Origin of the sequence: Bradyrhizobium sp. HKCCYLRH3097 (assembly GCF_051167875.1) — a bacterium.
Taxonomy (GTDB): Bacteria; Pseudomonadota; Alphaproteobacteria; order Rhizobiales; family Xanthobacteraceae; genus Bradyrhizobium.
Window position 1 is genome coordinate 743,539 of sequence record NZ_JBNPTX010000001.1, and the last position, 22,795, is coordinate 766,333.

The window sequence follows — 22,795 nt, forward strand, 5'->3', positions numbered from 1 at the left end:
GATCCATCAACGTTTTTTCATGTCATCCCTCGACGCCGTCAGCATTGCGATCCTCCTCGGTGCGGTCCTCGTGATGGCCGGCATCCTGTCGAGCCTGCTGGCGTTGCGCTTCGGCGCACCGCTGCTGCTGGTGTTCCTGGTGATCGGCATGCTGGCGGGCGATTCCGGCCCTGGTCATATCGAATTTCAGGACGTCCGTACCACCTATCTGGTGGGCTCCGTCGCGCTGGCGCTGATCCTGTTCGACGGCGGTCTGCGTACGCGCTTCCAGAGCATCCGCACCGTGCTGGCGCCCTCGATGGTGCTTGCGACCGTCGGCGTGCTGATGACCGCCTTCATCACCGCGCCCGTGGCGAAATATGCCCTCGACCTCGGCTGGACCGAGGCGATGCTGGTCGGCGCCGTCATCGCCTCGACGGATGCGGCGGCCGTGTTCCTGCTGGTCCACGCCCAGGGCCTGCGGCTGCGCCCGCGTGTCGGTGCCACGCTGGAGGCGGAGTCCGGCAGCAATGATCCGTTCGCGGTGTTCCTCACCCTGATGCTGGTCGAGCTGATCTCGGTCGGTCACGGGTCGTTCGGACATTTCGTGTTCGAGCTGATCCGCGAGGCGGTGCTCGGCACGCTGTTCGGCATCGTCGGCGGCCGCCTCGTCGTCATCGGCCTCAACAAGGTCGCGCTGCCGCAGGGCCTCCACGCGCCGTTCGTGACCACGGCCGCGCTGGTGATCTTCGGCATGGCGCAGATCGCCCACGGCTCCGGCTTCCTCGCGGTCTATCTCGCCGGCCTCATCGTCGGCAACCGGCCGACCCGCGCGCACAACTCTGTCGTCACCTTCCTCGACGCCGCGACGTGGCTCGCCCAGATCGTGATGTTCGTGCTGCTCGGGCTGCTGGTGTCGCCGCAGCGGCTGCTCGACAGCCTCCTGCCGGCGATTGCTGTTGCGCTGATGCTGATGCTGGTGGCGCGACCCGTTGCGGTGTTTGTCTGCCTCTATCCGTTCCGCTTCAACTGGCGGGAGAAGGCGTTCATCGCCTGGACCGGCCTGCGCGGCGCGGTCGCGATCTTCCTCGCCTCGATCCCGCTGCTGGTCGGCCTGTCCAGCGCCTATCTCTATTTCGACGTCGCGTTCGTGGTCGTGATCATCTCGCTGCTGGCGCAGGGCTGGACGCTCGGCGTGGCCGCGCGCAAGCTGCACGTGGCGCTGCCGCGCACGGATCGGGGCCCGCGCCGCATCGAGCTCGATCTGCCCGGCCAGCTCGAGCAGCAGCTGGTCGGCTATTCGATCCGCTCCAAGAGCCTGTACTTCCGCCGCGGCCTGATCCCGTCCTGGTCGAAGCCGACCCTGGTGATCCGTAACGAGCAGATTCTGTCGCCGCCCGAGGCCGAGCCGATCGCGCCGGGGGACTATCTCTATCTGCTGGCGCCGCCGGAAAAGGCCGAGTCGCTCGACCGCTTCTTCGTCGACATGCCGCCGTCGGCCGCGCCCGACCCGCATCTGCTCGGCGACTTCATGGTCTCGGCCGAGCATACGCTCGACGAGGTCGCCGGCATCTACGGCGTCAAGCTCGGCGAGGGCGAGGACAAGCTGACGCTCGCCGACTATTTCGACATCCATCTCGACAACGCGCCGAAGGAAGGCGCGACCGTGGCGCTCGACACCATCGTGCTGGTCGCCCGCTCGATCTCCGGCGGCCGCGTCAACGTGGTCGGACTGCGTCTGCCGGAGGACGAGGAGGATGTGCCGGTGCTGACGCGCAAGGAGCGGATGAAGCGCAAGCTGGCCAGTGTCTGGTCGTCGGTCGCAGGGGTGTGAGCGTCATTCTGCCGCCGGCAGGACGGCGATCGAGATCGCATTCTCCGGCGCGCCGCTGACCTGCAGCACGAAAGGCTTTGATCCCAGCTCGTACTTCATGGTCTTGCGAATGCCGTCGCAATCGGTGGCGCCGCTGAAGCCGGCCGGCTTGAGGATCTTGCCGTCCTGCACCACGTCGATCCAGGCCGCGGCCGACAGGCTGATGGTGTAGACGCCGGCCTTGGGCGCTCCGGCGATCCGCGTGAGGCCGGCGAAGCTGCCGTCCCTGGGCGCGCGCTCCGGCGGCATCGCCAGCTTGGCGTCAGCCGTCGGACGCAGCTCCAGCACAATCCCGGTCGCGGGAATAACGGCCATCTCGGCGCCAGATACGAGCTTCTCGCGGTCGGCTGCGGTCAGCGCGGCGTGCTCGCGCGCGATGTCCCATTTGAACTTGTCGCAGCCGCTCGGTTCGGCGGCAACCGCAGCCGAGTTCGCGGCCACCGTAACGAGGAAGGCGGTCGTGGCGGGACGGATCAGGATCATGACGGACTCGCGACTGTTACGCCGCGCAGCGGCGCGCGGCATCTTGATACCGCGATAACAGGAGGTGGAGGGACCGTCATCCCCTTCGATCGCCGCGCTGACGGCGCGAGCAATATCATCCTATGGCAATCGTCCCGCCGCTGCGACTCCCAATCACGGCAGCGTCGGCCGAATCAATTCTTGGCGTCCGGCGCATGCAGCACCGCTCGGCAGCCAGGCGGCAGTTGCGCCATCGTCAGCGGTTGCGGCGGCTTAGGGGGCTCTTTCGGCGGCAGCGGATGCAGCACCGCATCCGAGAACCAATAGTCGAGGTCGCCGCAGCCATCGCCGCCCTCCTGGTTGGTCTGGCCGTGGCAGTCCGGATTGCCCGGCGGGCACACCATGCGGATGTGGAAGTGATAGTCGTGGCCCCACCACGGCCGCACCTTGGTGAGCCAGCTACGGTCCCCCCTCGCGTCCCGGCACAGCGCCTTCTTGATCGCGGCGTTGACGAAGATGCGCTGCACCGACGGCTCCTGGGCCGCGGCGCGGATCACGGCGACGTGGCCCTTCGTGAACACCCGCGGATCGACATCGAGGCGATCAGGCCGAACCATCATGACCGCCGACATCTCCTCGCGCTCGTTGCGCGACAGCCTGTGGTCAGGCATCGGCGTCAGCCAGATGTCGGCGTCGAGCCCGATTTGATGGCTGGCATGGCCGGACAGCGCTGGTCCGCCGCGCGGCTGGCCGATGTCGCCGACCAGGATGCCGGGCCAGCCGGCATCCTTGTGCGCGCGGGTCGCCAGCCGCTTCAGCAGCGCGATCAGGTTGGGATGGCCGAAATTGCGGTTGCGCGACAGCCGCATCACCTGCCAGCCCTCGCCGTTGACCGGCATTCGCTCGGCTCCGGCGATGCAGCCGCGATTATAGGTGCCGATCACCCTGGTCGGTTGCGCCGACGGCAGGATCCTCCGGGCGAACAGCTCCTTGGCCGGCGTATTCGGATCGTCCGGATGCGCCAATGGCGGCAGGGCCTTTGGCTCGACGCTGCCCTTGTCCTGGGCATGGGCCGGGGCCGCCACGGCAATGACGGCCGAACTGATGATGGCGACCAGAATCAGGCGGACATGCATGGCGCCAGTGTAGCGTCTGCCGACCGGCCGAGTTGCCCAATTCTACGTCAACAGCGGGTCATTCGGGCCGTTTTAACCTGGCTCTAACCCTGCTGCCGGATTGGCGGAACCGGCTGAACACGGCTCAATTGCGTGAGTTCGTTCGGTAAATGAACAATAAGCGCAGGGCCATTGCACGGTATGCGGGTCTTTTCTGGCCCGTGGCAACCGACGTCACTTATCGCTGGTTGTACAGCAGCCCTTGGTTGATCCTCCGCGCAAGTCTCAACTCTCCAAATGCGCGAGTGCATCCACCTGTTCCCGTAACCAGTGGCTGTCGCGCCCTGCATCAAGATACCATTTTTTCAGAAACGTGGCCGAAAACTGCCGTTCGAGAAGGAGAGTGAGGCACGCGATGCGGCCCGTTCGGCCACCCACGGCAAAAAAGCGCAATCGCGTGCCAAGCGCCCGCGATGCAGTTCACCCGGTCAAGCCAAGCCCGAGATTGCGTTGGCACAATTTGCGCAAGCTCGCCCCCGTCGATGAGATCGGCGGCAAGTGCGCCGAAGTGGCGATGGCTGAGGCGAAGAAGGCGCATGATCGGCTCATCGAAGCGATCGACATTCTTCCCGAGGGGATCGTGTTCCTCGACGCCGACGGCCGCTACATTCTCTGGAACAAGAAATACGCCGAAATCTACAACCGCAGCTCGGACCTGTTCGAATCCGGCGCCCGGCTGCAGGATACGATCCGGATCGGCGTTGCCCGCGGCGACTATCCGGAAGCCGCGGGCCGCGAGGAGGAGTGGATCGCCGAGCGGCTCGAAAAGCTGTTTCATCCGAGCGGTCGCCATGAGCAGAAGCTGTCGGACGGCCGTACCATCCTGATCGAGGAGCGTCTGACCGGCGATGGCGGCATCGTTGGCCTGCGCGTCGACATCACCGAATTGAAGCAGCGCGAGGAGTCGTTCCGCCTGCTGTTCGACGGCAATCCGGTGCCGATGATCGTCTGCGCGACGGATGACGGGCGCGTGCTCGGCGTCAACGAAGCGGCGGCCCAGCATTACGGCTACAGCCGGGACGCCTTCGAGCGGCTCAGCATCCGCAGCCTGCAGGCCTATGATAGCGAGCCGCCCTGGGCAGGCGAGCAGTCCAGCGAGGAGCAGGCGGCGCGCACCTGGAAGCATGTCCGCGCCGATGGCGCCCTGATCGATCTCGCGATCTATTCGCGCCATCTCGTCCACAACGCCCAGCCCGCGGTGCTGCTGGCGCTGATGGACATCACCGAACGCAAGCGCGCCGAGGCGCGGCTCGCCTTCCTGGCCCAGCACGACGCACTGACCGGCCTGCCGAGCCGCAACCTGCTGCGCCAGAAGATCGATGACAAGCTCACCCAGATGCGGCGCGGCTCCGAGAAGATCGCCGTGCTGGTGCTCGGCCTCGATAATTTCAAGTCGATCAACGATACCCTCGGCCACGCGGTCGGCGACCGGCTGTTGCGCGGGGTCGGCAAGCGGCTGCGCTCGGTCCTGCGTCAGGAGGACATCGTCGCGCGACTGAACTCCGACGAGTTCGCGGTGGTGCAGGGCGGGCAGGCGCGGCCGGAGGATGCGGCCCAGCTCTGCCGCCGGCTGCTGGAGGCGATCGCCGATCCCTATCTCATCGACGGCAGTTCGGTGACGATCGGTGCCACGATTGGAATCGCCATGGCGCCGAACGATGGCGACGACGCCGAGAAGCTGCTCAAGAATGCCGACATGGCGCTGTCGCGCGCGAAGAACGAGACGCGCGGCTCCTTCAGCTATTTCGAATCCGGCATGGATGCGCGGGCGCAGAGCCGGCGCAAGATCGAATCCGAGCTGCGCGAGGCCATCCAGCGCGACGTGCTGCAGCCGCATTATCAGCCGCTGATCGACCTCTCGACCGGACGCATCACCGGTTTCGAGGCGCTGGCGCGCTGGCCGCATCCAGAGCGCGGCATGATCCCGCCGTCGGAGTTCATCCCGGTCGCCGAGGAGACCGGCCTGATCTCGGCGCTCGGCCGCGCGATGTTGCGGCACGCCTGCAACGACGCCGCGAAATGGCCGGACGACGTCCGTGTCGCCGTGAACATGTCGCCGCTGCAGTTCCGCGTCGGCAACGTGCTGTCGCTGGTGATGGACGTGCTGAAGCAGTCGGGCCTGCCGCCGAGCCGGCTCGAGCTCGAGATCACCGAGACGCTGGTGCTGGAGAAGAGCGGCCAGGTGCTGGCCACCCTGCATGCGCTGCGCGCGCTGGGCGTGCGCATCTCGATGGACGATTTCGGCACTGGCTATTCCAGCCTGAGCTATCTGCGCAGCTTTCCGTTCGACAAGATCAAGGTCGATCAGTCCTTCATCCGCGGTCTCGCGGCCAATCGCGAGGCGCAGGCGATCGTCCGCTCGATCGTCAGCCTGGGCAAGGGGCTCGGCGTCATCATCACGGCCGAAGGCGTCGAGACGGAGGCGGAGCTGCGCTGTCTGCGCGCCGAGGGCTGCCATGAAGGGCAGGGCTATCTGTTCAGCCGGCCCCGGCCCAATGTCGACATCGTCCGGCTCTTGCAGGCGCAGCGGGATGCCATGGACGGTACCTCACCCGGCAACGCGCTGGTGGCTTGAGCGAGCGACGTTGGCCGATGTTGGACGCGCCTCGAAGCGCCGCCGATAGGCCGCGGGCGACGTTCCGACGATGCGCCGGAAAGCGACGCGAAACGTTTCGAGCGACCGGTAGCCGCACTGCGCCGAGATGTCCGCCAGGGAGAGCGTCGCATTCTCCAGCAGCTCCCGCGCCCGCGTCATGCGCTCCTGCTGCAGCCAGGCCGCAGGGCTCGCGCCCGTGCTGTCCTGGAACGACCGCAGCAAGGTCCGCTCGCTCATCCCGGCGCGTTTTGCCATCGCGCTGACCGCAATCGGCTGCTCCAGTCGCCCCCGTGCCCAATCCATGACGGCGCCGATCGTCCGTCCCGGGCGGGCCTGGACCGGTGCGACGACGTATTGCGCCTGCCCGCCGTCCCGGTGCGGCGGCATCACCAGCCGCCGGGCAACGCTGTTCGCAACCTTGCTGCCGAAATCGCGCCGGACCAGATGCAGGCAGGCGTCGATGCCCGCAGCGCTGCCGGCCGAGGTGATGACATTGCCCTCGTCGACATAGAGCGTGTCCTCTTCGACGCGAATATTCGGATAGAGCCGCTTCAGGTCGGGAATGTGCCGCCAATGCGTGGTGGCGCGCCTGCCGTCGAGCAGGCCAGCGGCGGCCAGAACGAACACGCCGGAGCAGATCGACAAGCACCGCGCGCCGCGCGCGGCCGCCTGCGCGATGGCGCGCAGCAGGCGCTCGGGCGGCCGCTCGGTGCGATCGCGCCATCCTGGAACGATGATCGTGCTGGCTTGCTTCAGGCGTGACAGGGGCGCGCCGGCCTCGACCACGATGCCGCCGGTCGCGCGGGCACGCCGCGCTTCGGCAGAGACCACCGTGAACCGGTACCAAGGGAAGTCGAACTCCGGCCGCGGCAGCCCGAAGACTTCGACCGCGATGCCGAACTCGAACGTGCACAGCCCGTCATAGGTGATGACGGCGACCAATCCCGGATTCGGGTGTGGAGCATGGGTTGCGGCGCGGGGCATTGGCGGAAACTTACCGAACTTTGTCCGATCCGTCACTTGGGTCGCCCCGGGTAGCGCGCGAGATTGGAGGAGCTCACGCAACGTCGCAGGAGAGAGACGATGACGACCCATGTCACCGAGGTGCCCGCAGCCCCGTCAGCCCAGGCGCTCGCCCATTTCGAGGCGATGCTCTCATTCGAGACCGATTGCTGGGACGTGCACGAGAGTCTGCATGCAGCAGCTCCGGACTTCATCCTGGTGGATGTCAGGGGCCCGGCCTCGTTTGCCAAGGGGCACATCACCGGCGCCATCAACATCCCGCACCGGATTATGACCGCGGAGCGGATGGCCGAGTACGCGAAGGACAGGCTGTTCGTGGTCTACTGCGCCGGCCCGCACTGCAACGGCGCTAACCGCGCCGCGATCCGGCTTGCGCGGCTGGGACGGCCCGTGAAGATGATGATCGGCGGCATCACCGGCTGGCTCGACGAGGGCTTTGCACTCGCGACCGGCGATTGAAGCGGAGGCCCGGCTGTTACCTCATCACCAGCGTCGTCCCCGCGAACGCGGGGACGACACCGATTTTGGAGCTCGCCGCCTTGGAAGGCTGCGAGCCAAGAGGGCGGGATGGCGAAAGTCGCTCGCTACGCCGCCTTGCGCAGGCCGGCGAGGAAGGTGTCGACGCTCTTGAACAGGTCGTTCGCACGCTTGCCGAGGTCGCGCGTGGCGACCATGACGTGGTCGGCGAGCTCGCGTGACTGCTCGGCGGCGTCACTGGCGCCGACGACGTTCTGCGATACCTCGTTGGTCCCGGACGCCGCCTGCTGGACGCTGCGCGCGATCTCGCGCGTCGCCGAGTCTTGCTGCTCGACGGCGGCGGCGATGGTCGCGGCAATGCCACTGATCTCCTGGATCGTTGTGCTGATGCCGCCGATGGCGGTCACGCAGTCGGACGTCGCGGCCTGGATCGAGGTGACCTGGCCGGCGATCTCCTCCGTCGCCTTGGCGGTCTGTCCGGCCAGCTCCTTGACCTCGGCTGCCACGACCGCGAAGCCGCGGCCCGCCTCGCCGGCACGCGCCGCCTCGATGGTCGCGTTGAGCGCCAGCAGGTTGGTCTGGCTCGCGATCGCGTCGATCAGGCGCAACACGTCGCCGATCCTCTCGGCGGCTGCGGCGAGGCTGCCGACCATCTCGGTGGTCTGGCGCGCCTTGACGACCGCGGCATCGGCCACCTTGCTGGAATGCGCGACCTGGCGACCGATCTCGGTCACCGAGGAGGCGAGCTCCTCGGAGGCCGCAGCGACGGTCGACACGCCGCTCGAGGCTTCCTCGGACGCGGCAGCGGCGGCCGCTGCGCGCTGCGAGGTGCCGTTGACGCTGACCGTGATCTCGTGGACGACGCGCTCCATGTCCGCCGTGGCCTTGGCAACCGAGGACACCACGCCCTTGACGTCGGCCTCGAACCGGTCGGCCATCTGCCGCTGCAGCGCCTGCTTCTCCTGCTCGGCGCGGTGTTGCGTCGCCTCCTGCGCCTCGCGCAGGCTGGCCGTCTCGATCATGTTGCGGCGGAACACGTCGACCGCCTGCGCCATCGTGCCGAGCTCGTCCTTGCGCTGGCCGCCGGGGATCGCGACCTCGGTGTCGCCGCTCGACAGCCGGTGCATGACGGCGGTGATGGCGACCAGCGGGCGCGAGATGCCGCGAGCGACGAACAGCGCGACGATGACGGCGAGCAGCAGGATTACGACCGTGCCGATGATCAGCTGCTGCTGCGCGCTGGCGGCGGCGGCCTCATAGGCGGTGGTGTCCTTGATCAGCTCCAGCACGGCGATCGGGTCGCCGGCGTAGTTCCTGATCTGGCCAGCATAGACCGCGGCGGGCTTGCCGGCCAGGGTGGCATCGCGCAGCAGCGCCGTGCCCTTGAACACCGCGAGCACCTCGTCCGGGGTGGCGACGGTCTCGTCGCCGAACGTCGAGGACAGCCGCTTCGGCTGGCCGTCGTTGATCCAGTAGACGGCGAGATCGATGCCGAAGCGCTGCTTGGCGCGCTCGACGAATTCCTTGCCGAAGGCGGCGCCGACGTCGACGGTCGCGATCACCTTGCCGTCGCGCACGATCGGGGTCATGCCGAAGATGCCGAGCGACAGCCGGCTCTGCTCGACGCCGGCGATCAGGCGGCCGGTCTGGTTGGCCTGCACCACGGTGATGCGGCGCTTCGAGGTGTCGTCGCCGAACACCTTGGGCTCATGCACGCGATAGAAATTGGTGGCCGGCGGCGCCCATACGTTCACCAGCGGAATGCCCTGCGCCTTCAGCGACGTCATGGCGCCGCCGAGCAGGGCGCCAAGCGCGTCGCGGTCGCCCTTGAGGTAGGCGTCGGCGATCGGGGGCAGCGCCGCCAGGGTGGAGCTGACCGCCAGCGCGGCGCGGCCTTCATAGTCGATGCCGGCCGACACGCTGTCGAACTGCAGCTTGAGTTGCTGCTCCAGCGCCAGTCGGGTCAGAGCGCGCTGCTGGATGACGGAGAAGGTGCCGAGCACGGCACAGGCGATGGCGACGGTCAGCGAGAGCGCGATGATCAGGCGGGCGGAGATCGACCGGAGGCGGGACATTCGGGGCATTCCTTGCTTTGCAGCAAGGGTCTCAGGATACCATTAAGGAACAGATACCGTAGTTGCACGGGAGCGCTGGTTCCGCTTTGGAATCCGGATTTTCTTCAGCCTATCGTGCTGATGAAACCAGAGAGGGGGGCGGGCCCGCGCCTCAGCTATCCACCTTGAGGGCGGCGATGAAGGCTTCCTGCGGGATGTCGACCTTGCCGAATTGCCGCATCTTCTTCTTGCCTTCCTTCTGCTTCTCCAGAAGCTTGCGCTTGCGGGTGATGTCGCCGCCGTAGCACTTCGCGGTGACGTCCTTGCGCAGCGCGCGCACGGTCTCGCGCGCGATCACCTTGCCGCCGATCGCCGCCTGGATCGGGATCTGGAACATGTGCGGCGGAATCAGGTCCTTCATCTTCTCGACCATGGCGCGTCCCCGGCCTTCGGCGCGGGTCCGGTGCACCAGCATCGACAGCGCATCGACCGGCTCGTTGTTGACGAGGATCTGCATCTTCACGAGATCGGCCGGCTTGTAGTCGGTCAAATGATAGTCGAACGAGGCGTAGCCCTTGGAGACCGATTTCAGCCGGTCGTAGAAGTCGAACACCACCTCGTTGAGCGGCAGGTCGTATTTGACCATCGCGCGGCTGCCGACGTAAGTCAGCTCCTTCTGATTGCCGCGGCGGTCCTGGCAGAGCTTGAGCACGCTGCCGAGATATTCGTCCGGCGTCAGGATCGTCGCCTCGATCCAGGGCTCCTGGATCTCGGCGATCTTGACCACGTCGGGCATGTCGACCGGGTTGTGGATCTCGATCTCCTCGCCGTCGGTCAGCTTCATCTTGTAGATGACGCTCGGCGCGGTCGCGATCAGGTTGAGATCGAACTCGCGGGAGAGACGCTCCTGGATGATTTCCAGATGCAAGAGGCCGAGGAAGCCGCAGCGGAAGCCGAAGCCGAGCGCGGCGGACGTCTCCATCTCGAACGAGAAGCTGGCGTCGTTGAGCCTGAGCTTGCCCATCGCCGCGCGAAGAGTCTCGAAATCGTCGGCGTCGACCGGGAACAGGCCGCAGAACACGACAGGGATCGCCGGCTTGAAGCCCGGCAGCATCTCGGAGACCGGCTTGCGGTCGTCGGTGATGGTGTCGCCGACGCGGGTGTCGGCCACCTCCTTGATCGCGGCGGTGATGAAGCCGATCTCGCCGGGCCCGAGCTCGTCGACCTGCGTCATCTTCGGCGTGAAGAAGCCGACGCGCTCGACGTCATAGGCGGCCCCGGTGCCCATCATCCGGACGCGCTGGCCCTTCTTCATCACGCCGTCGACGATGCGCACCAGCACGACGACGCCGAGATAGACGTCGTACCAGCTGTCGACCAGCAGCGCCTTCAGGGTCGCCTCGCGGTCGCCCTTGGGCGGCGGCAGGCGGGTGACGATCGCCTCCAGCACGTCGGGAATGCCAAGGCCGGTCTTGGCGGAGATCATCACCGCGTCGGAGGCGTCGATACCGATCACGTCCTCGATCTGCTGCTTGATCTTCTCGGGCTCGGCCGCCGGCAGGTCGATCTTGTTGAGGACCGGGACGATCTCGTGATTGTTGTCGAGCGCCTGATAGACGTTGGCGAGCGTCTGCGCCTCGACGCCCTGGCTGGCGTCGACCACCAGCAGCGAGCCCTCGCAGGCCGCCAGCGACCGCGAGACTTCGTAGGCGAAGTCGACGTGGCCGGGCGTGTCCATCAGGTTGAAGATGTAATCCTTGCCGTCCTTGGCATGGTAACGCAGGCGCACGGTCTGCGCCTTGATGGTGATGCCGCGCTCGCGCTCGATGTCCATCGAATCGAGCACCTGCTCCTTGCCCGCCATCTCGCGGTCCGACAGCCCGCCCGTCATCTGGATCAGGCGGTCGGCCAAAGTGGACTTTCCATGGTCGATATGGGCGACGATGGAGAAGTTGCGGATGTTGGGAATGGGGGCGGTCGTCATGGGTCGCGCAGATAGCACCCCAAGCCCCTCACCAGCAACCATATTGCTGAATTTCCAGGGGCTTTCTTCACGGCAAGCTGATTCCCCGCGCCGCCAAAACAGGCTACCGAGGGCGGATGTCGAGTACCTCTCTTCCGCCTCTCGCGGCGCGCATGCGCGGCCGTCTCGGACCGCGGCGAATCTCCGCCTGGCTGGTGGCGCGCGCCACGGCGCCGGCAACGTCGCTCTGGGTCGTCGTCACCTTCGCGGTCGTCCATGCCGTGCTGTGGACGGCGATCCTGACCAATCTGAAGGCGGCGCAGGACGTCCATATGGACGTCGCCGAGGCCTATGCCTGGGGCAGCCGCTTCCTGCTCGGCTACGGCAAGCATCCGCCGCTGTCGGGCTGGATCGCGGGGCTGTGGTTCGCGGTGTTTCCGGTCAAGGACTGGGCGACCTATGCGCTGGCGATGGCCGTGAACGGCAGCGGCCTCGTCATCGTCTGGCTCGCGAGCCTCAAGGTGGTCGACCGCCGCCGCGCCTTCTTCGTCGTGGTGATGGTTGCGCTGTACCCGATCTTCAATTTCAAGGGCTTCAAGTACAACGCCGACCTGGTCCAGCTGCTGACCCTGCCGCTGCTGGTGCTGGCCTATCTCAACGCGTTCGAAAAGCGCAGCGCCGCCTCCGGCCTGTGGCTCGGCCTCGCCGGCGCGGCGGCGCTGATGACCAAATACTGGGTGCTGACCATGATCGGCGCCATCGGCCTTGCGGCGCTGCTGCACCCGGAACGGTTGCGCTTCCTGGCGTCGCCCGCGCCGTGGGTCGCGATCGTCACCATGCTGGTGGCGATGATCCCGCATCTGGTGTGGCTGTGGCGGGTCGATTTCGTCGCCATCACCTATGCCGGGGATGTCTATACGCTGTCGGATCGCGGCCGCGCCGCCGAGCTCGTGCTCGGCTATGTCGGCCACAATCTGGCGCTGCTGGCTTTGCCGGTGGCGCTGGCGGCGCTGGTGATGGCCTGGCCGCCGCGATTCGCCTTCCGCAACTGGCGCGGCGGTCCCAATCCTGGCGTGAATGTAAGCCAGGCGATCAATGTTTGGCTGGTGCAGGCGATCGTTGCCGTCGGGCCGCCGCTCGGCGGCCTCGCCTTCACGATCTACATGAAGACCGATTGGGGCATCTCGCTGTTCTTCCTGGTGCCGCTGGCGCTGGTCGCAATTCCCGCGCTGCGGCTGCGATCGGTCATGCTGCCGCGGCTCGCCGCCGTCTGGCTCGTGCTGTCGCTGCTCACGCTGATCGCCTCGCCCTGGATCGCCCGGCGCGAGATGGCCGCCAATCCGAACGGCGCCACCGGCTATGGCGCCCGTTCGGAGCTGGCGCGGGAGCTGACCAAGGCCTGGCATGCCCGATTCGGCTCGCCCTGGCCGCTGGTGGCCGGCTTTGCCGAGATGAACACGCCGATGACCTTCTACAGCCCGGACCACCCAAGGCCGTTCACGGTGCCCACCACGCCCGAGGAGACCTGGAGTTCCGGCCTGAGCGCGCTGGAGGACCTCAAGCGCGAGGGGTTCATCGGCATCTGCGACACCACCGACAACCGGATTGCGGCCTGCGAGGCCTGGATGGCCAAGGAGGCCCCGAAAGCCGAGCCGCTGGTCATGACCACGCAGCGCTTCTTCCACGGCCAGGCGGGCCCTGCAATCGTTTGGAAGGTGTATATTCAGGCACCGGGGGGATAGCTTCGCTGCCGTCCCGGCCAAGCGCTCCTGCGCACGAGGCCTCCCGATCACCGGAGCAGGGTATCGAGCTGGCGGATCAGCTCTCCGACCCGGCCTCCGCCGGGCGGTGGACAAGGATAACGTCTGAGGACGTCCACGACCTCTCGAGAAGCAAGGAGCCGTGATCGCGCGAGGTAGTCAGCGCCGACGGCGGGAACATCTCCGGCCGAGATTTCGAAAGCTCGCGCCGCGTGGCCGGCAGCTCCGAGGATGTGCTTGACCTGGGAAGGGTTCGGGAGGGGATGAAGGAAGCCCGCGCCGGCCGCGGCGAGGGCAGCGCGAGCGGCCTCATAGGCCGCGCGCAACCCCTCATCGCGGGCCTCGATTGCCGCCCGCTGCGCCGCCCACGCGCTATCCCGTAGGGATTTGCTCCGACTCCCGCCGCTCGCAAAGCTTCGGGCGGCCTGTATTGCGGCTCGTGCACGAAGATCATCCGGTCGGTCGCGTTCGAAGATCGCCAGCGCCGGATGTGCAGAGAGGGCCGCGTATTCAGCCACGGCTCGCAAGTCTGCCTCGCTCAGCCGAATAGTGCTACTGGACATGCCATCCTTACCGCGTCGCGATGCGAGGATAGGCGCAAATCGGGTAGAATGCCCCATTGCGGCATGGCGAAACGCGTTTCGGGAGGCCCTTACACGCCTTCTTCGTGGAACTTGTCGTTCACCAGGTCGGTGATCGCCTGCAGCGCGGCCTCCGCCTCGGGCCCGGTGGCGGAGACCAGGATCTTGGTTCCCGGCGCCGCCGCCAGCATCATCAGGCCCATGATCGAGCGGCCGCCGACGGTCTCGCCGCCGCGCGTCACCCAGACCTCGGCCTGGAACTTCTCGACCATCTGCACGAATTTCGCCGAGGCCCGCGCATGCAGGCCGCGCTTGTTGGTGATCAGCAGCTCTCGCGAGATGGCTCCGGCAGGGACAGCCGGGCCGGCGACGTTGTCCTGCTGAGCATCCTCGTCGCTCATTTGCCGGCGAGCACCCGGCTGGCGATGGTGACGTATTTGCGTCCCGCCTCCTGCGCCATGGCGATGGCGTCGGGCAGCGAGCGCTCCTCGCGCACCTTGGCGAGCTTCACCAGCATGGGCAGGTTGATGCCCGCGAGCACCTCGACCTTGGGCCGGCTCATGCAGGAGATGGCGAGGTTCGACGGCGTGCCGCCGAACATGTCGGTGAGAATGGCGACACCGTCGCCGGTGTCGACGCGGTTCACGGCTTCGATGATGTCGCTGCGACAGAGATCGGAATCATCGTCGGCGCCAATCGTGACCGCTTCGATTTGTTTTTGAGGACCCATGACGTGTTCCAGCGCCGCCCTGAACTCGTCGGCGAGGCGCCCATGGGTCACCAGTACCAGGCCAATCATCGGATACTCCTCGCGGGCGCCTTGGGTGCACCGCACGAACGCGCCACTTTGACCATCCGGAGCCCTCGCGCAAGAGGGCATATTCGCGAGTCTCCCGGATTCTGGCATACAGAATGGGAGGGGGCGGCGGTCTACTCGGTCGCGATAGTGGGGCTGATATGGTTACCAATTTGCCCCACACAATCGGCCGAAAGATTACCGGAACATGAAAGCTTGAGTGGTAATTAGTTCCGCTACAACCAGCGGGAGGGGTGAGAAACCCGGGCCGACAGGTATCCGTGGCAATTCGATACCGTTGAGATGAATCCGAAGCGATTCGGCGTTCGGCAGGCGGGCAGCGTCCTCGGCCATCAGGTCAACCACAAGCCCAAGTTTCGCCTCCGACACATGGTCGCAGGCGCGGATTCCAAGACCGCGGATCTCGATCAGCCCGGCCAGAGCGGGCGCGGGGCTCACCCACATTTCCCCGCCGCGTGTGGCGAGATGAACACGGTCGTCGCCCACCAGAACCGTTGGCGGCAGCTGTCCCGCGCGTCCGGCGAGGATCAGATCGAAGGCGAGTCGGGATTTGCCGGAACCGGAGGGGCCCCGGATCAGGACGGCCTGCTCCCCCACCTGGACGGCAGACGCATGGATGCTCGCCGTTTCGTTCGTCACGACGCCGGCAACCGGACGACGAAGCGAGCCCCGGCCGAGGTCGGATGTCCGTCGGCGTCAACAGGGCCGGGCCGGTTCTCGGCCCAGATCCGCCCGCCATGGGCGTCGATGATCTGCTTGGAGATCGACAGGCCCAGCCCGGAATTCTGGCCAAAGCCCTGGTGCGGCCGGTCGGTATAGAATCGCTCGAAGATGCGCTGCAGGGCGTCCTCGCGAATGCCGGGGCCGTCATCATCGACGGTGATCTCGATCTCCGAGCGCACGCGCCGGCAGGTGATGCGCACCTTGCCGCCGGCCGCGGAGAACGATTGCGCGTTCGACAGAAGGTTGGAGATCACCTGGCCGAGCCGCGAATCATGCCCGGGCACCGAGAAGGTGTCGTTGGCGCCGCGGCCCTCGAAGCGGACCTCGACGGTGACGTCGGTGCCGAGCTTGGTCTCGTTGGCGACCGAGGTCAGCGTGTTCAGCAGCCGGCGCAGATCGACCAGGGTCATGTCCTGGCGCTGCAGCTCGGCATCGAGCCGGCTGGCGTCGGAAATGTCGGAGATCAGCCGATCGAGCCGCTTCACGTCGTGCTCGATCACGGCGAGCAGGCGGGCGCGGCTGTTGTCGTTGCGCGCCAGCGGCAGCGTCTCGACCGCCGAGCGCAGCGAGGTCAGCGGGTTCTTGAGCTCGTGGGCAACGTCGGCGGCGAACATCTCGATCGCCTCGATGCGGTTGTAGAGCGCGTCCGTCATGTCGCGCAGCGCCCCGGAGAGATGGCCGATCTCGTCGCGGCGGCGGGTGAAGTCGGGAATCTCGACGCGGGTCTTGATGCGGCGGCGGACCCGCTCGGCACTGTCGGCGAGCCGGCGCACGGGTCCGGCGATGGTGCTGGCGAGCAGCAGCGACAGCACGATCATGACGGCGGAGGCGACGCCGCCGACCTTCAGAATGGCAAGACGCTCGGCGGTGACCATCTGGTCGATGTCGTCGCCCTGCGTCGACAGCATCAGGGCGCCGTGGATGGTGCGCGAGCGCTGCACCGACACCGCGACCGAGACGATCACTTCGCCGCGCGAATTGACCCTCACCATGCTGCGCTTCTGGCCCTTCAGCGCGTCGGCGACTTCCTCGTAGCCGTTGCCGTTCTCGGGGCCATATTCGCGGTACAGCGGCAGGTCGCCGCGATTGAGCCAGGTGCGTACCGAGATCAGCGCACGCTCGACGAAGCCGGGCTTCTCGCTCGACGGCGGCGGCAGGTCGAAGCGCAGCACGTTCTCCAGGTTGCGGCTGTCGAGCAGGAGCCCGCCATTCGGATCATAGATGCGCGCGCGCGTCTTGGTCGGCGAGATCAGCGTGCGCAGCACCGGCGCGACGCGTTCCGGATTGATCGGGAAGTCGAGCGGCGAATATTCGTCCGGCGCGCCGTAGCTCTCGCCGGGCTTGAGATCGAGCAGGCGCTCGGGATCGATGGTGATGGTGTTGGTCTGTACCGTGGCCGAGGCGGCGATGGCGCCGGCGATGATCTCGGCCTGCACCAGGAGGCTCTGCGCGCGCGCATCGATCAGGCCGGCGCGGAACTGCGACAGGTACAGGATGCTTGCAACCAGCGCGAGCAGGCCGGCGATGTTCAGCGAGACGATGCGGCGGGTGAGGCTCGAGAACGACAGCGCGAACAGGAACTGTCCGGCGCGGCGCAGCCAGCTCAGCGGACGCTGCCAGCCGGAGACGTGCGGGGTCTCGTCCGCCGCCTCGGACGCGATCGCGGCGTCGTGGGCATTCACGGCTGGGTCAAGCTGCGTGCGATCGAGCAATGTGAGTGCTCCGATTCCGAATTTCGTAGGGGTTGTGCGGCGAATTCCCGCGAGAACTCGACTTGCCGCACCCGAATTCGCCGCAACAATGGCCCCGTTCCGGCATCTGCGCTCGGACAAACGCGCAGGAGGCGTAGCCTATCCAATCGAGACCGCGACGTCAGCGCGCAATTTCGCATGACGTCGCGCAAGGCAATGCTTCAGGTCCCTTGCTGCAGGGCTTCAGGTTTCCTTGAAGCGATAGCCGACGCCGTAGAGGGTCTCGATCATCTCGAACTCCTCGTCGACCATCTTGAACTTCTTGCGCAGCCGCTTGATGTGGCTGTCGATGGTGCGGTCGTCGACATAGACCTGGTCGTCATAGGCCGCGTCCATCAGCGCGTTGCGGCTCTTGACCACGCCCGGACGTTGCGCCAGCGCCTGCAGGATCAGGAACTCGGTGACGGTCAGCGTGACCGGCTCGTTCTTCCAGGTGCAGGTGTGACGCTCCGGATCCATGCGCAGCAGGCCGCGATCGAGCGCCTTGGCGTCGTTCTCCTTCGGCAGAGCCGTCGGATCCTTCGGCTGCGAGCGGCGCAGCACGGCCTTGACGCGCTCCACCAGCAGGCGCTGCGAGAACGGTTTGCGGATGAAGTCGTCCGCGCCCATCTTCAGGCCGAACAGCTCGTCGATCTCCTCGTCCTTGGAGGTGAGGAAGATCACCGGCAGGTCGGACTTCTGGCGAAGCCGCCGCAACGTCTCCATGCCGTCCATGCGCGGCATCTTGATGTCGAGGATGGCGAGGTCAGGCTGGCTGGTCCGAAAACCGTCGAGCGCCGACGCACCATCGGTATAGGTCATGATCCGATAACCCTCGGCCTCGAGCGCGATGGAGACGGATGTCAGAATGTTGCGGTCGTCATCGACCAAGGCGATTGTGGGCATGAGCCTGCTTTCAGAGTCTGGTTACGCCGAGACTTCGAGAATCAAGATAAGGGCCGCATATTTGGGCTTCGAACATGGTCAACGAGCAATGCAAGCTGGGCTGAAGTGTGACCGAGTTCCACAAATACCATGGCAAAGTCTTGTGCCGCGCCCAGGTTTGTGGCCCGTTTAGCCGAAAAAAGGCCTTCATTGCAACTGGATGGACGAGGGAAAAGACGATGTCTGCGAGCTTTAACCCTAACCGCGTGACGCAATCCCTGCTGCGCCGAAGCCGGCAGGGCGCACTTGCGACCTTGATGGTTGGTACGGGCGATCCCTACTGCTCCCTCGTCAACGTCGCCACCGCGTCCGATGGTGCTCCGATCATCCTGATCTCGCGATTAGCTGTACACACCAGGAATGTACTTGCCGATTCGCGCGTATCGCTGATGCTCGATGAACGGGCGCCGGGCGATCCGCTCGAGGGAACTCGCATCATGCTGTCGGGCAAGGCCGAGCAGGCCACCGACGACAATCGCGAGATGATGCGCCGTCGGTATCTCAATGCGCATCCGTCCGCTGCGGACTATGCGGATTTCGCCGACTTCTCGTTCTTCGTGATTCGTCCGTCAGGCGCGCATCTCGTCGCCGGATTCGGCCGCATCGTCGATCTCAAGCCCGAGCAGTTTCTCACGGATATCTCCGATGCTGATGAACTGATTCTGGCAGAGCAGGGCGCTGTCGATCACATGAACGAAGATCACCGTGAGGCGCTCGCCCTCTACGCGACGAAGCTGCTCGGCGCCGAAGCCGCGGAGTGGCGGTGTAGCGGCTGTGACCCGGAGGGATTGGATCTGATGGCCGACGGCAAGACGCTACGGCTCGGGTTTCCCGAGCACGTAACCACGCCCGGGGCGTTGCGCAAGATGCTTGCGCGGCTTGCTGACGAGGCACGCGCGAAGTGAGGTGTAGTTCGAGCCCGCTTTGATGGCTGTGCTCATCCTCGCGTGACGAAAGACGACGACGTTCACGCATGAACGCAGTTGCGGTGAAGCTCGATGTGCACGCTCCCCGTCCAGCAGAAGGTGAGCGCCGCGCAAACCCATGGCGTGGGCGCGAGTGAGCTCATTGACGTCGCGGCCGGGAGAATCGGATTAAGTGATCCCGCAAGCGCGAGGCAATCGTGAACGGAAGCTGGCTGATCGGGTGTAGCGGCGACACGGCTGATCACCGACGCATTCGGTCGGCTCGGGCGGCGTCCCTTGATCGGTAGCAGCGAGGCGGTGCGACGGGCGTTGGCCGGATGCTCGGTCTTCGCCTTGGTCTTCGCTTGCCCGCGCGAATTCGTCGATTTGAGCGTCGTTCGTCGTTCTCGTGAAACCCAACCGCGCTGATATATCTGTTGCGTTGCAGCAACTCCGCGGGGCGCAGGCGGCTGCTGCTGGAATGTGCATGGCGCGGCAAAACATGAGCTACGTACATCACGGTTTGCCAATAACCAATTGGGCCGGATCGTCTTGGCAAGACCAGCGTTGATCAGTATTAGGTCGGCGACCGCGCTTCGATAAGGCGATGTAACGGCAACGGTCACCGCGCAACGCGCGCGACTGCGCGCAACAGATGCGGGCTCTCAGGAGGGATCTTCGTGCAAGAGACGGGTATTCGCAACGGCGCCTTTGGTGCCGACAAGTTCGGCTTAAAGAACCTCAAGCAGGTGCACTGGAATCTCGGCGCTCCCCAGCTCTATCAGTATTCGCTGGCGGCGGGCGAGGCGGTGCTGTCGGCCGACGGGGCGCTGTGCGCGGATACTGGCGAGTTCACCGGCCGCAGCCCGAAGGACAAGTTCACGGTGCGCGACGCCTCCACCGAAAAGATGTGGTGGGCGGGCAACCAGGCGATCACGCCCGAGCAGTTCGAGGCGCTGCATCAGGACTTCATCAAGCACGCCGAAGGCAAGACCCTGTTCGCGCAGGATCTCTATGGCGGCGCCGATCCGAGCTTCCGCATCAAGACGCGCGTCTTCACCGAACTCGCGTGGCATTCGCTGTTCATCCGCACGCTTCTGATCCGCCCCGAGAAGATCGAGCTCGACACCTTCGTGCCGGAGCTCACGATCATCGACATGCCGAGCTTCCGTGCCGACCCGAAACGCCACGGCGTGCGCTCGCAGAACGTCGTCGCGATCGATTTCGCCCGCAAGATCGTCCTGATCGGCGGGTCCTATTATGCCGGCGAGATGAAGAAGAGCGTGTTCACGACGCTCAACTACTACCTGCCCGAGCGCGGCGTGATGCCGATGCACTGCTCGGCCAATGTCGGGCCGAACGGCGACACCGCTGTCTTCTTCGGCCTGTCCGGCACCGGCAAGACGACGCTGTCGGCCGATCCGAACCGCACCTTGATCGGCGATGACGAGCATGGCTGGGGACCGTCCGGCGTGTTCAACTTCGAGGGCGGCTGCTACGCCAAGTGCATCAAGCTGTCGCAGGAAGCCGAGCCGCAGATCTATGCGGCGTCGACCCGGTTTGGTGCGGTGCTCGAGAACGTCGTGCTCGATGAGGATACGCGCGTTCCCGATTTCGACGACGGCTCCAAGACGGAGAACACCCGCTCGGCCTATCCGCTCGACTACATCCCGAACGCCTCGCGCACCGGCCGCGCGCCGCATCCGAAGAACGTCGTGATGCTCGCCGCCGACGCCTTCGGCGTGCTGCCGCCGATCGCAAAGCTCTCGCCGGCGCAGGCGATGTACCACTTCCTGTCCGGCTACACCGCCAAGGTCGCGGGCACCGAGCGCGGCTTGGGCTCCGAGCCGCAGCCGGAATTCTCGACCTGCTTCGGCTCGCCGTTCCTGCCGCTCGATCCGTCCGTCTACGGCAACATGCTGCGGCAGCTGATCGCCGAGCACAATGTCGACTGCTGGCTGGTCAACACCGGCTGGACCGGCGGCAAGTATGGCACGGGCTCGCGCATGCCGATCAAGGTGACGCGCGCGCTGCTGACGGCGGCGCTCGACGGCAGCTTGCGCAACGTCGAGTTCCGCACCGACAAATATTTCGGTTTCGCGGTGCCGACCGCGCTGCCGGGCGTGCCGACCGAGATCCTCGACCCGGTCAACACCTGGAAGGACAAGGCCGAGTTCGACAAGACTGCGCGCGCGCTGGTCGGCATGTTCCAGAAGAATTTTGCCAAGTTCGAAGCCCAGGTCGATGCTGAGGTCCGTAACGCCGCGCCGGATCTGAAGCTGGCGGCGGAGTAGGGCTGCAAACGTCAAGGGGGCGGTCGCGTTGCGTCTGACCCCACATTTTCCCGCTCCGCCCCGTTCAATGCACGAGAGGCGCGAGCTCAAGCCATACCCACAGCTGTCGTCCCGGCTCAAGGCCGGGACGACGCCGTTTTCTTGGCTTGCGTCCCGGCCCTCACGCCTTGAAATACGCAATCTGCGTCGTCGTCGCGAGCAGCCGGCCGGACGGCGACCACAGCTCGCCATGCTGGTCCTGATAGCTGCGGTTGAAAATCTTGGCGTCGGCGGTCGCGAGCACATGCGTGATGTCCTCGGCCGCGAGCTCGTCCCGGCTGACGTGGAAATAGGTCGTCAGCGACACCGTGCCGAACGGCACCAGCTCGCCGCGGGCGTGGAAGACGCGGCCGAAGAAGGCGTCCGACATCGACAGCACCGACAGGCAGTCGAGCTTGCGCGGCTTGCGGTCGGAGATCCAGAGCCGGGAATAGCTGCTGTGCGGCTCCCCCGACGACGATGCGCCAAACGCTGGACGGCCCTCGATGAAGCGGAAATCGTACTGCTTGGTCCAGGACATGTTCGTGTCGGGATGTCGCTTGACCTGATCGAACGGCGGCGCCTCGGGCTTTGTGGCCGGCTGATGCGACCAGGACAGCCGGCGCTCGGCGAACACGGCGGTGGCGAGCGTCGCCGCGTCAGTGTCGCCCTGGCTCAGCTCGACGCACCAATGCTGCGAGGAGCGGTTGGCCTTCACCAGCCGCACGTCGAGATCGAACGGCCCTTCCGCGATCGGCGCGCAATAGTTCACCGTTATCGCCAGCGGATCGCCCTGAATTTGCGGATGCTGGATCAACGCGCGCAGCACGGTCGCCGCCGTGACGCCGCCAAACGGGCCGACGAACGCCCAGTAGTCCGGGCTGGTCCGTCCCTGCCAGCGGCTGTCGCCGGCGGTGACGCGGGTGGCCTCGTCGAACAGGTGTCTCGTGCTTTCAGGAGGCATGGTTCGTCTGCACCTCGACTGGCGTGCCGTCCCACCGCCGAAATTCAATGGTTTCGGTCGGTTCGCCGTATTGCTGATAGCTTGCAAGATCATCGGATGGATCATCCGAGATCCAGGCGTCTGTGATGTTGCCGCCGATACGCCGGACCGTGATGACGCTGATATTCGTCATGAGGTCAGTCACCAGGCGCTCGGTGGCTTCGGCCTCACTCAATCCGGACAGGTCCGCCAGGATGCTGCCGTGGGTATGCCAGGGGCAGCCATCGAACCCCATGGTCAGATCGCCGTCGGGGCAGATGACCAGAAACTTCAGCTGGCCGTCGGGGCTGACATATTCGCGCTCTTGCATCGACGGTGACTACTCTCGATCTCTGCCGTCATTGCGAGGAGCCCTTGCGACGAAGCAATCCAGTGTTCTTGTTCGGCCCTGGATTGCCTCGCTTCGCTCGCAATGAC

19 protein-coding genes are annotated in these 22,795 nt (G+C 65.9%); 6 read left to right on the forward strand and 13 right to left on the reverse strand.

All coding sequences use genetic code 11. From position 1 onward, the window contains the following. Positions 1–19 precede the first annotated feature (19 nt). On the forward strand, positions 20–1,813 hold the full coding sequence (locus ACQR0U_RS03365) for a potassium/proton antiporter (protein WP_315715312.1): 1,794 nt from the start codon (positions 20–22) through the stop codon (positions 1,811–1,813). Between the two features lie 3 nt (positions 1,814–1,816). Here ACQR0U_RS03365 and ACQR0U_RS03370 read toward each other — a convergent pair whose 3' ends face one another. Both ACQR0U_RS03370 and mepA read right to left on the reverse strand, forming a co-directional pair. Continuing rightward, positions 1,817–2,335, reverse strand: coding sequence for a hypothetical protein (locus ACQR0U_RS03370; protein WP_315715313.1), 519 nt, complete (start codon positions 2,333–2,335; stop codon positions 1,817–1,819). A gap of 173 nt (positions 2,336–2,508) precedes the next feature. Next, positions 2,509–3,450 carry a penicillin-insensitive murein endopeptidase gene (gene mepA, locus ACQR0U_RS03375; protein WP_315715314.1) on the reverse strand — a complete coding sequence of 314 codons (942 nt, stop codon included), beginning with the start codon at positions 3,448–3,450 and terminating at the stop codon, positions 2,509–2,511. Positions 3,451–3,844: 394 nt separating this feature from the next. On the opposite strand from mepA, the gene ACQR0U_RS03380 reads away from it, so the two are divergent. After that, positions 3,845–6,064 carry a putative bifunctional diguanylate cyclase/phosphodiesterase gene (locus tag ACQR0U_RS03380; protein WP_315752237.1) on the forward strand — a complete coding sequence of 740 codons (2,220 nt, stop codon included), beginning with the start codon at positions 3,845–3,847 and terminating at the stop codon, positions 6,062–6,064. Here the strand turns inward: ACQR0U_RS03380 and ftrA are convergent. Beyond that, positions 6,038–7,069: a transcriptional regulator FtrA gene (gene ftrA / locus ACQR0U_RS03385; RefSeq protein ID WP_316174516.1), complete on the reverse strand. Its 1,032-nt coding sequence runs from the start codon at positions 7,067–7,069 to the stop codon at positions 6,038–6,040. The two genes, ACQR0U_RS03380 and ftrA, sit on opposite strands and share 27 nt — an antisense overlap. A gap of 99 nt (positions 7,070–7,168) precedes the next feature. On the opposite strand from ftrA, the gene ACQR0U_RS03390 reads away from it, so the two are divergent. Continuing rightward, positions 7,169–7,567, forward strand: a complete 399-nt coding sequence (locus ACQR0U_RS03390) for a rhodanese-like domain-containing protein (RefSeq protein WP_316174517.1) — start codon at positions 7,169–7,171, stop codon at positions 7,565–7,567. A gap of 125 nt (positions 7,568–7,692) precedes the next feature. Here the strand turns inward: ACQR0U_RS03390 and ACQR0U_RS03395 are convergent, their stop codons facing one another. Continuing rightward, positions 7,693–9,660, reverse strand: coding sequence for a methyl-accepting chemotaxis protein (locus tag ACQR0U_RS03395; RefSeq protein ID WP_315752234.1), 1,968 nt, complete (start codon positions 9,658–9,660; stop codon positions 7,693–7,695). A 151-nt stretch (positions 9,661–9,811) separates the two neighbouring features. Then, complete coding sequence (gene lepA / locus ACQR0U_RS03400; RefSeq protein ID WP_315715319.1) at positions 9,812–11,623, reverse strand: translation elongation factor 4; 1,812 nt, start codon at positions 11,621–11,623, stop codon at positions 9,812–9,814. 116 nt (positions 11,624–11,739) lie between these two features. Between lepA and ACQR0U_RS03405 the strand changes: the two genes are divergently transcribed. Continuing rightward, a complete protein-coding gene (locus ACQR0U_RS03405; RefSeq protein ID WP_434842597.1) occupies positions 11,740–13,344 on the forward strand; it encodes a glycosyltransferase family 39 protein in 1,605 nt (534 codons plus the stop codon). 47 nt (positions 13,345–13,391) lie between these two features. Here the strand turns inward: ACQR0U_RS03405 and ACQR0U_RS03410 are convergent, their stop codons facing one another. The 6 genes from ACQR0U_RS03410 to ACQR0U_RS03435 all read right to left on the reverse strand — a co-directional run bounded on the left by ACQR0U_RS03410 (position 13,392) and on the right by ACQR0U_RS03435 (position 18,119). After that, the gene (locus tag ACQR0U_RS03410) at positions 13,392–13,982 is read right to left on the reverse strand and encodes a putative immunity protein (RefSeq protein ID WP_434842598.1); all 591 of its coding nucleotides are present in this window, start codon (positions 13,980–13,982) and stop codon (positions 13,392–13,394) included. 32 nt (positions 13,983–14,014) lie between these two features. Then, positions 14,015–14,344, reverse strand: a complete 330-nt coding sequence (locus ACQR0U_RS03415) for an HPr family phosphocarrier protein (protein WP_315715321.1) — start codon at positions 14,342–14,344, stop codon at positions 14,015–14,017. Further along, the gene (locus ACQR0U_RS03420; RefSeq protein ID WP_006611446.1) at positions 14,341–14,742 is read right to left on the reverse strand and encodes a PTS sugar transporter subunit IIA; all 402 of its coding nucleotides are present in this window, start codon (positions 14,740–14,742) and stop codon (positions 14,341–14,343) included. Before ACQR0U_RS03420 ends, ACQR0U_RS03415 begins: the two co-directional genes overlap by 4 nt. Positions 14,743–14,937: 195 nt before the next feature. Further along, on the reverse strand, positions 14,938–15,399 hold the full coding sequence (locus tag ACQR0U_RS03425; RefSeq protein WP_316169611.1) for an HPr kinase/phosphorylase: 462 nt from the start codon (positions 15,397–15,399) through the stop codon (positions 14,938–14,940). Continuing rightward, positions 15,396–17,195: a sensor histidine kinase gene (locus tag ACQR0U_RS03430; RefSeq protein WP_316169610.1), complete on the reverse strand. Its 1,800-nt coding sequence runs from the start codon at positions 17,193–17,195 to the stop codon at positions 15,396–15,398. The genes ACQR0U_RS03425 and ACQR0U_RS03430 overlap by 4 nt, the downstream gene beginning before the upstream one ends. Positions 17,196–17,417: 222 nt before the next feature. After that, entirely contained in the window at positions 17,418–18,119 is a 702-nt protein-coding gene (locus ACQR0U_RS03435; protein ID WP_006611449.1) for a response regulator transcription factor, read from the reverse strand. Positions 18,120–18,337: 218 nt separating this feature from the next. Between ACQR0U_RS03435 and ACQR0U_RS03440 the strand changes: the two genes are divergently transcribed. Continuing rightward, positions 18,338–19,063 carry a HugZ family protein gene (locus tag ACQR0U_RS03440; protein WP_316169645.1) on the forward strand — a complete coding sequence of 242 codons (726 nt, stop codon included), beginning with the start codon at positions 18,338–18,340 and terminating at the stop codon, positions 19,061–19,063. A 680-nt stretch (positions 19,064–19,743) separates the two neighbouring features. Next, the gene (locus tag ACQR0U_RS03445; RefSeq protein ID WP_315715325.1) at positions 19,744–21,357 is read left to right on the forward strand and encodes a phosphoenolpyruvate carboxykinase; all 1,614 of its coding nucleotides are present in this window, start codon (positions 19,744–19,746) and stop codon (positions 21,355–21,357) included. A 160-nt stretch (positions 21,358–21,517) separates the two neighbouring features. Here the strand turns inward: ACQR0U_RS03445 and ACQR0U_RS03450 are convergent, their stop codons facing one another. Further along, positions 21,518–22,339: an acyl-CoA thioesterase gene (locus ACQR0U_RS03450; RefSeq protein ID WP_316227029.1), complete on the reverse strand. Its 822-nt coding sequence runs from the start codon at positions 22,337–22,339 to the stop codon at positions 21,518–21,520. After that, positions 22,329–22,688, reverse strand: a complete 360-nt coding sequence (locus tag ACQR0U_RS03455; RefSeq protein WP_315752228.1) for a hypothetical protein — start codon at positions 22,686–22,688, stop codon at positions 22,329–22,331. The genes ACQR0U_RS03450 and ACQR0U_RS03455 overlap by 11 nt, the downstream gene beginning before the upstream one ends. Between the last annotated feature and the right edge of the window lie 107 nt (positions 22,689–22,795).

Excerpts from the sequence above, each read along its gene's own strand:
- ACQR0U_RS03365 (WP_315715312.1), top strand. The coding sequence starts at position 20 with ATGTCATCCCTCGACGCCGTCAGCATTGCGATCCTCCTCGGTGCGGTC.
- ACQR0U_RS03370 (WP_315715313.1), bottom strand. The coding sequence starts at position 2,335 with ATGATCCTGATCCGTCCCGCCACGACCGCCTTCCTCGTTACGGTGGCC.
- mepA (WP_315715314.1), bottom strand. The coding sequence starts at position 3,450 with ATGCATGTCCGCCTGATTCTGGTCGCCATCATCAGTTCGGCCGTCATT.
- ACQR0U_RS03380 (WP_315752237.1), top strand. The coding sequence starts at position 3,845 with ATGCGGCCCGTTCGGCCACCCACGGCAAAAAAGCGCAATCGCGTGCCA.
- ftrA (WP_316174516.1), bottom strand. The coding sequence starts at position 7,069 with ATGCCCCGCGCCGCAACCCATGCTCCACACCCGAATCCGGGATTGGTC.
- ACQR0U_RS03390 (WP_316174517.1), top strand. The coding sequence starts at position 7,169 with ATGACGACCCATGTCACCGAGGTGCCCGCAGCCCCGTCAGCCCAGGCG.
- ACQR0U_RS03395 (WP_315752234.1), bottom strand. The coding sequence starts at position 9,660 with ATGTCCCGCCTCCGGTCGATCTCCGCCCGCCTGATCATCGCGCTCTCG.
- lepA (WP_315715319.1), bottom strand. The coding sequence starts at position 11,623 with ATGACGACCGCCCCCATTCCCAACATCCGCAACTTCTCCATCGTCGCC.
- ACQR0U_RS03405 (WP_434842597.1), top strand. The coding sequence starts at position 11,740 with ATGTCGAGTACCTCTCTTCCGCCTCTCGCGGCGCGCATGCGCGGCCGT.
- ACQR0U_RS03410 (WP_434842598.1), bottom strand. The coding sequence starts at position 13,982 with ATGGGGCATTCTACCCGATTTGCGCCTATCCTCGCATCGCGACGCGGT.
- ACQR0U_RS03415 (WP_315715321.1), bottom strand. The coding sequence starts at position 14,344 with ATGAGCGACGAGGATGCTCAGCAGGACAACGTCGCCGGCCCGGCTGTC.
- ACQR0U_RS03420 (WP_006611446.1), bottom strand. The coding sequence starts at position 14,742 with ATGATTGGCCTGGTACTGGTGACCCATGGGCGCCTCGCCGACGAGTTC.
- ACQR0U_RS03435 (WP_006611449.1), bottom strand. The coding sequence starts at position 18,119 with ATGCCCACAATCGCCTTGGTCGATGACGACCGCAACATTCTGACATCC.
- ACQR0U_RS03440 (WP_316169645.1), top strand. The coding sequence starts at position 18,338 with ATGTCTGCGAGCTTTAACCCTAACCGCGTGACGCAATCCCTGCTGCGC.
- ACQR0U_RS03450 (WP_316227029.1), bottom strand. The coding sequence starts at position 22,339 with ATGCCTCCTGAAAGCACGAGACACCTGTTCGACGAGGCCACCCGCGTC.
- ACQR0U_RS03455 (WP_315752228.1), bottom strand. The coding sequence starts at position 22,688 with ATGCAAGAGCGCGAATATGTCAGCCCCGACGGCCAGCTGAAGTTTCTG.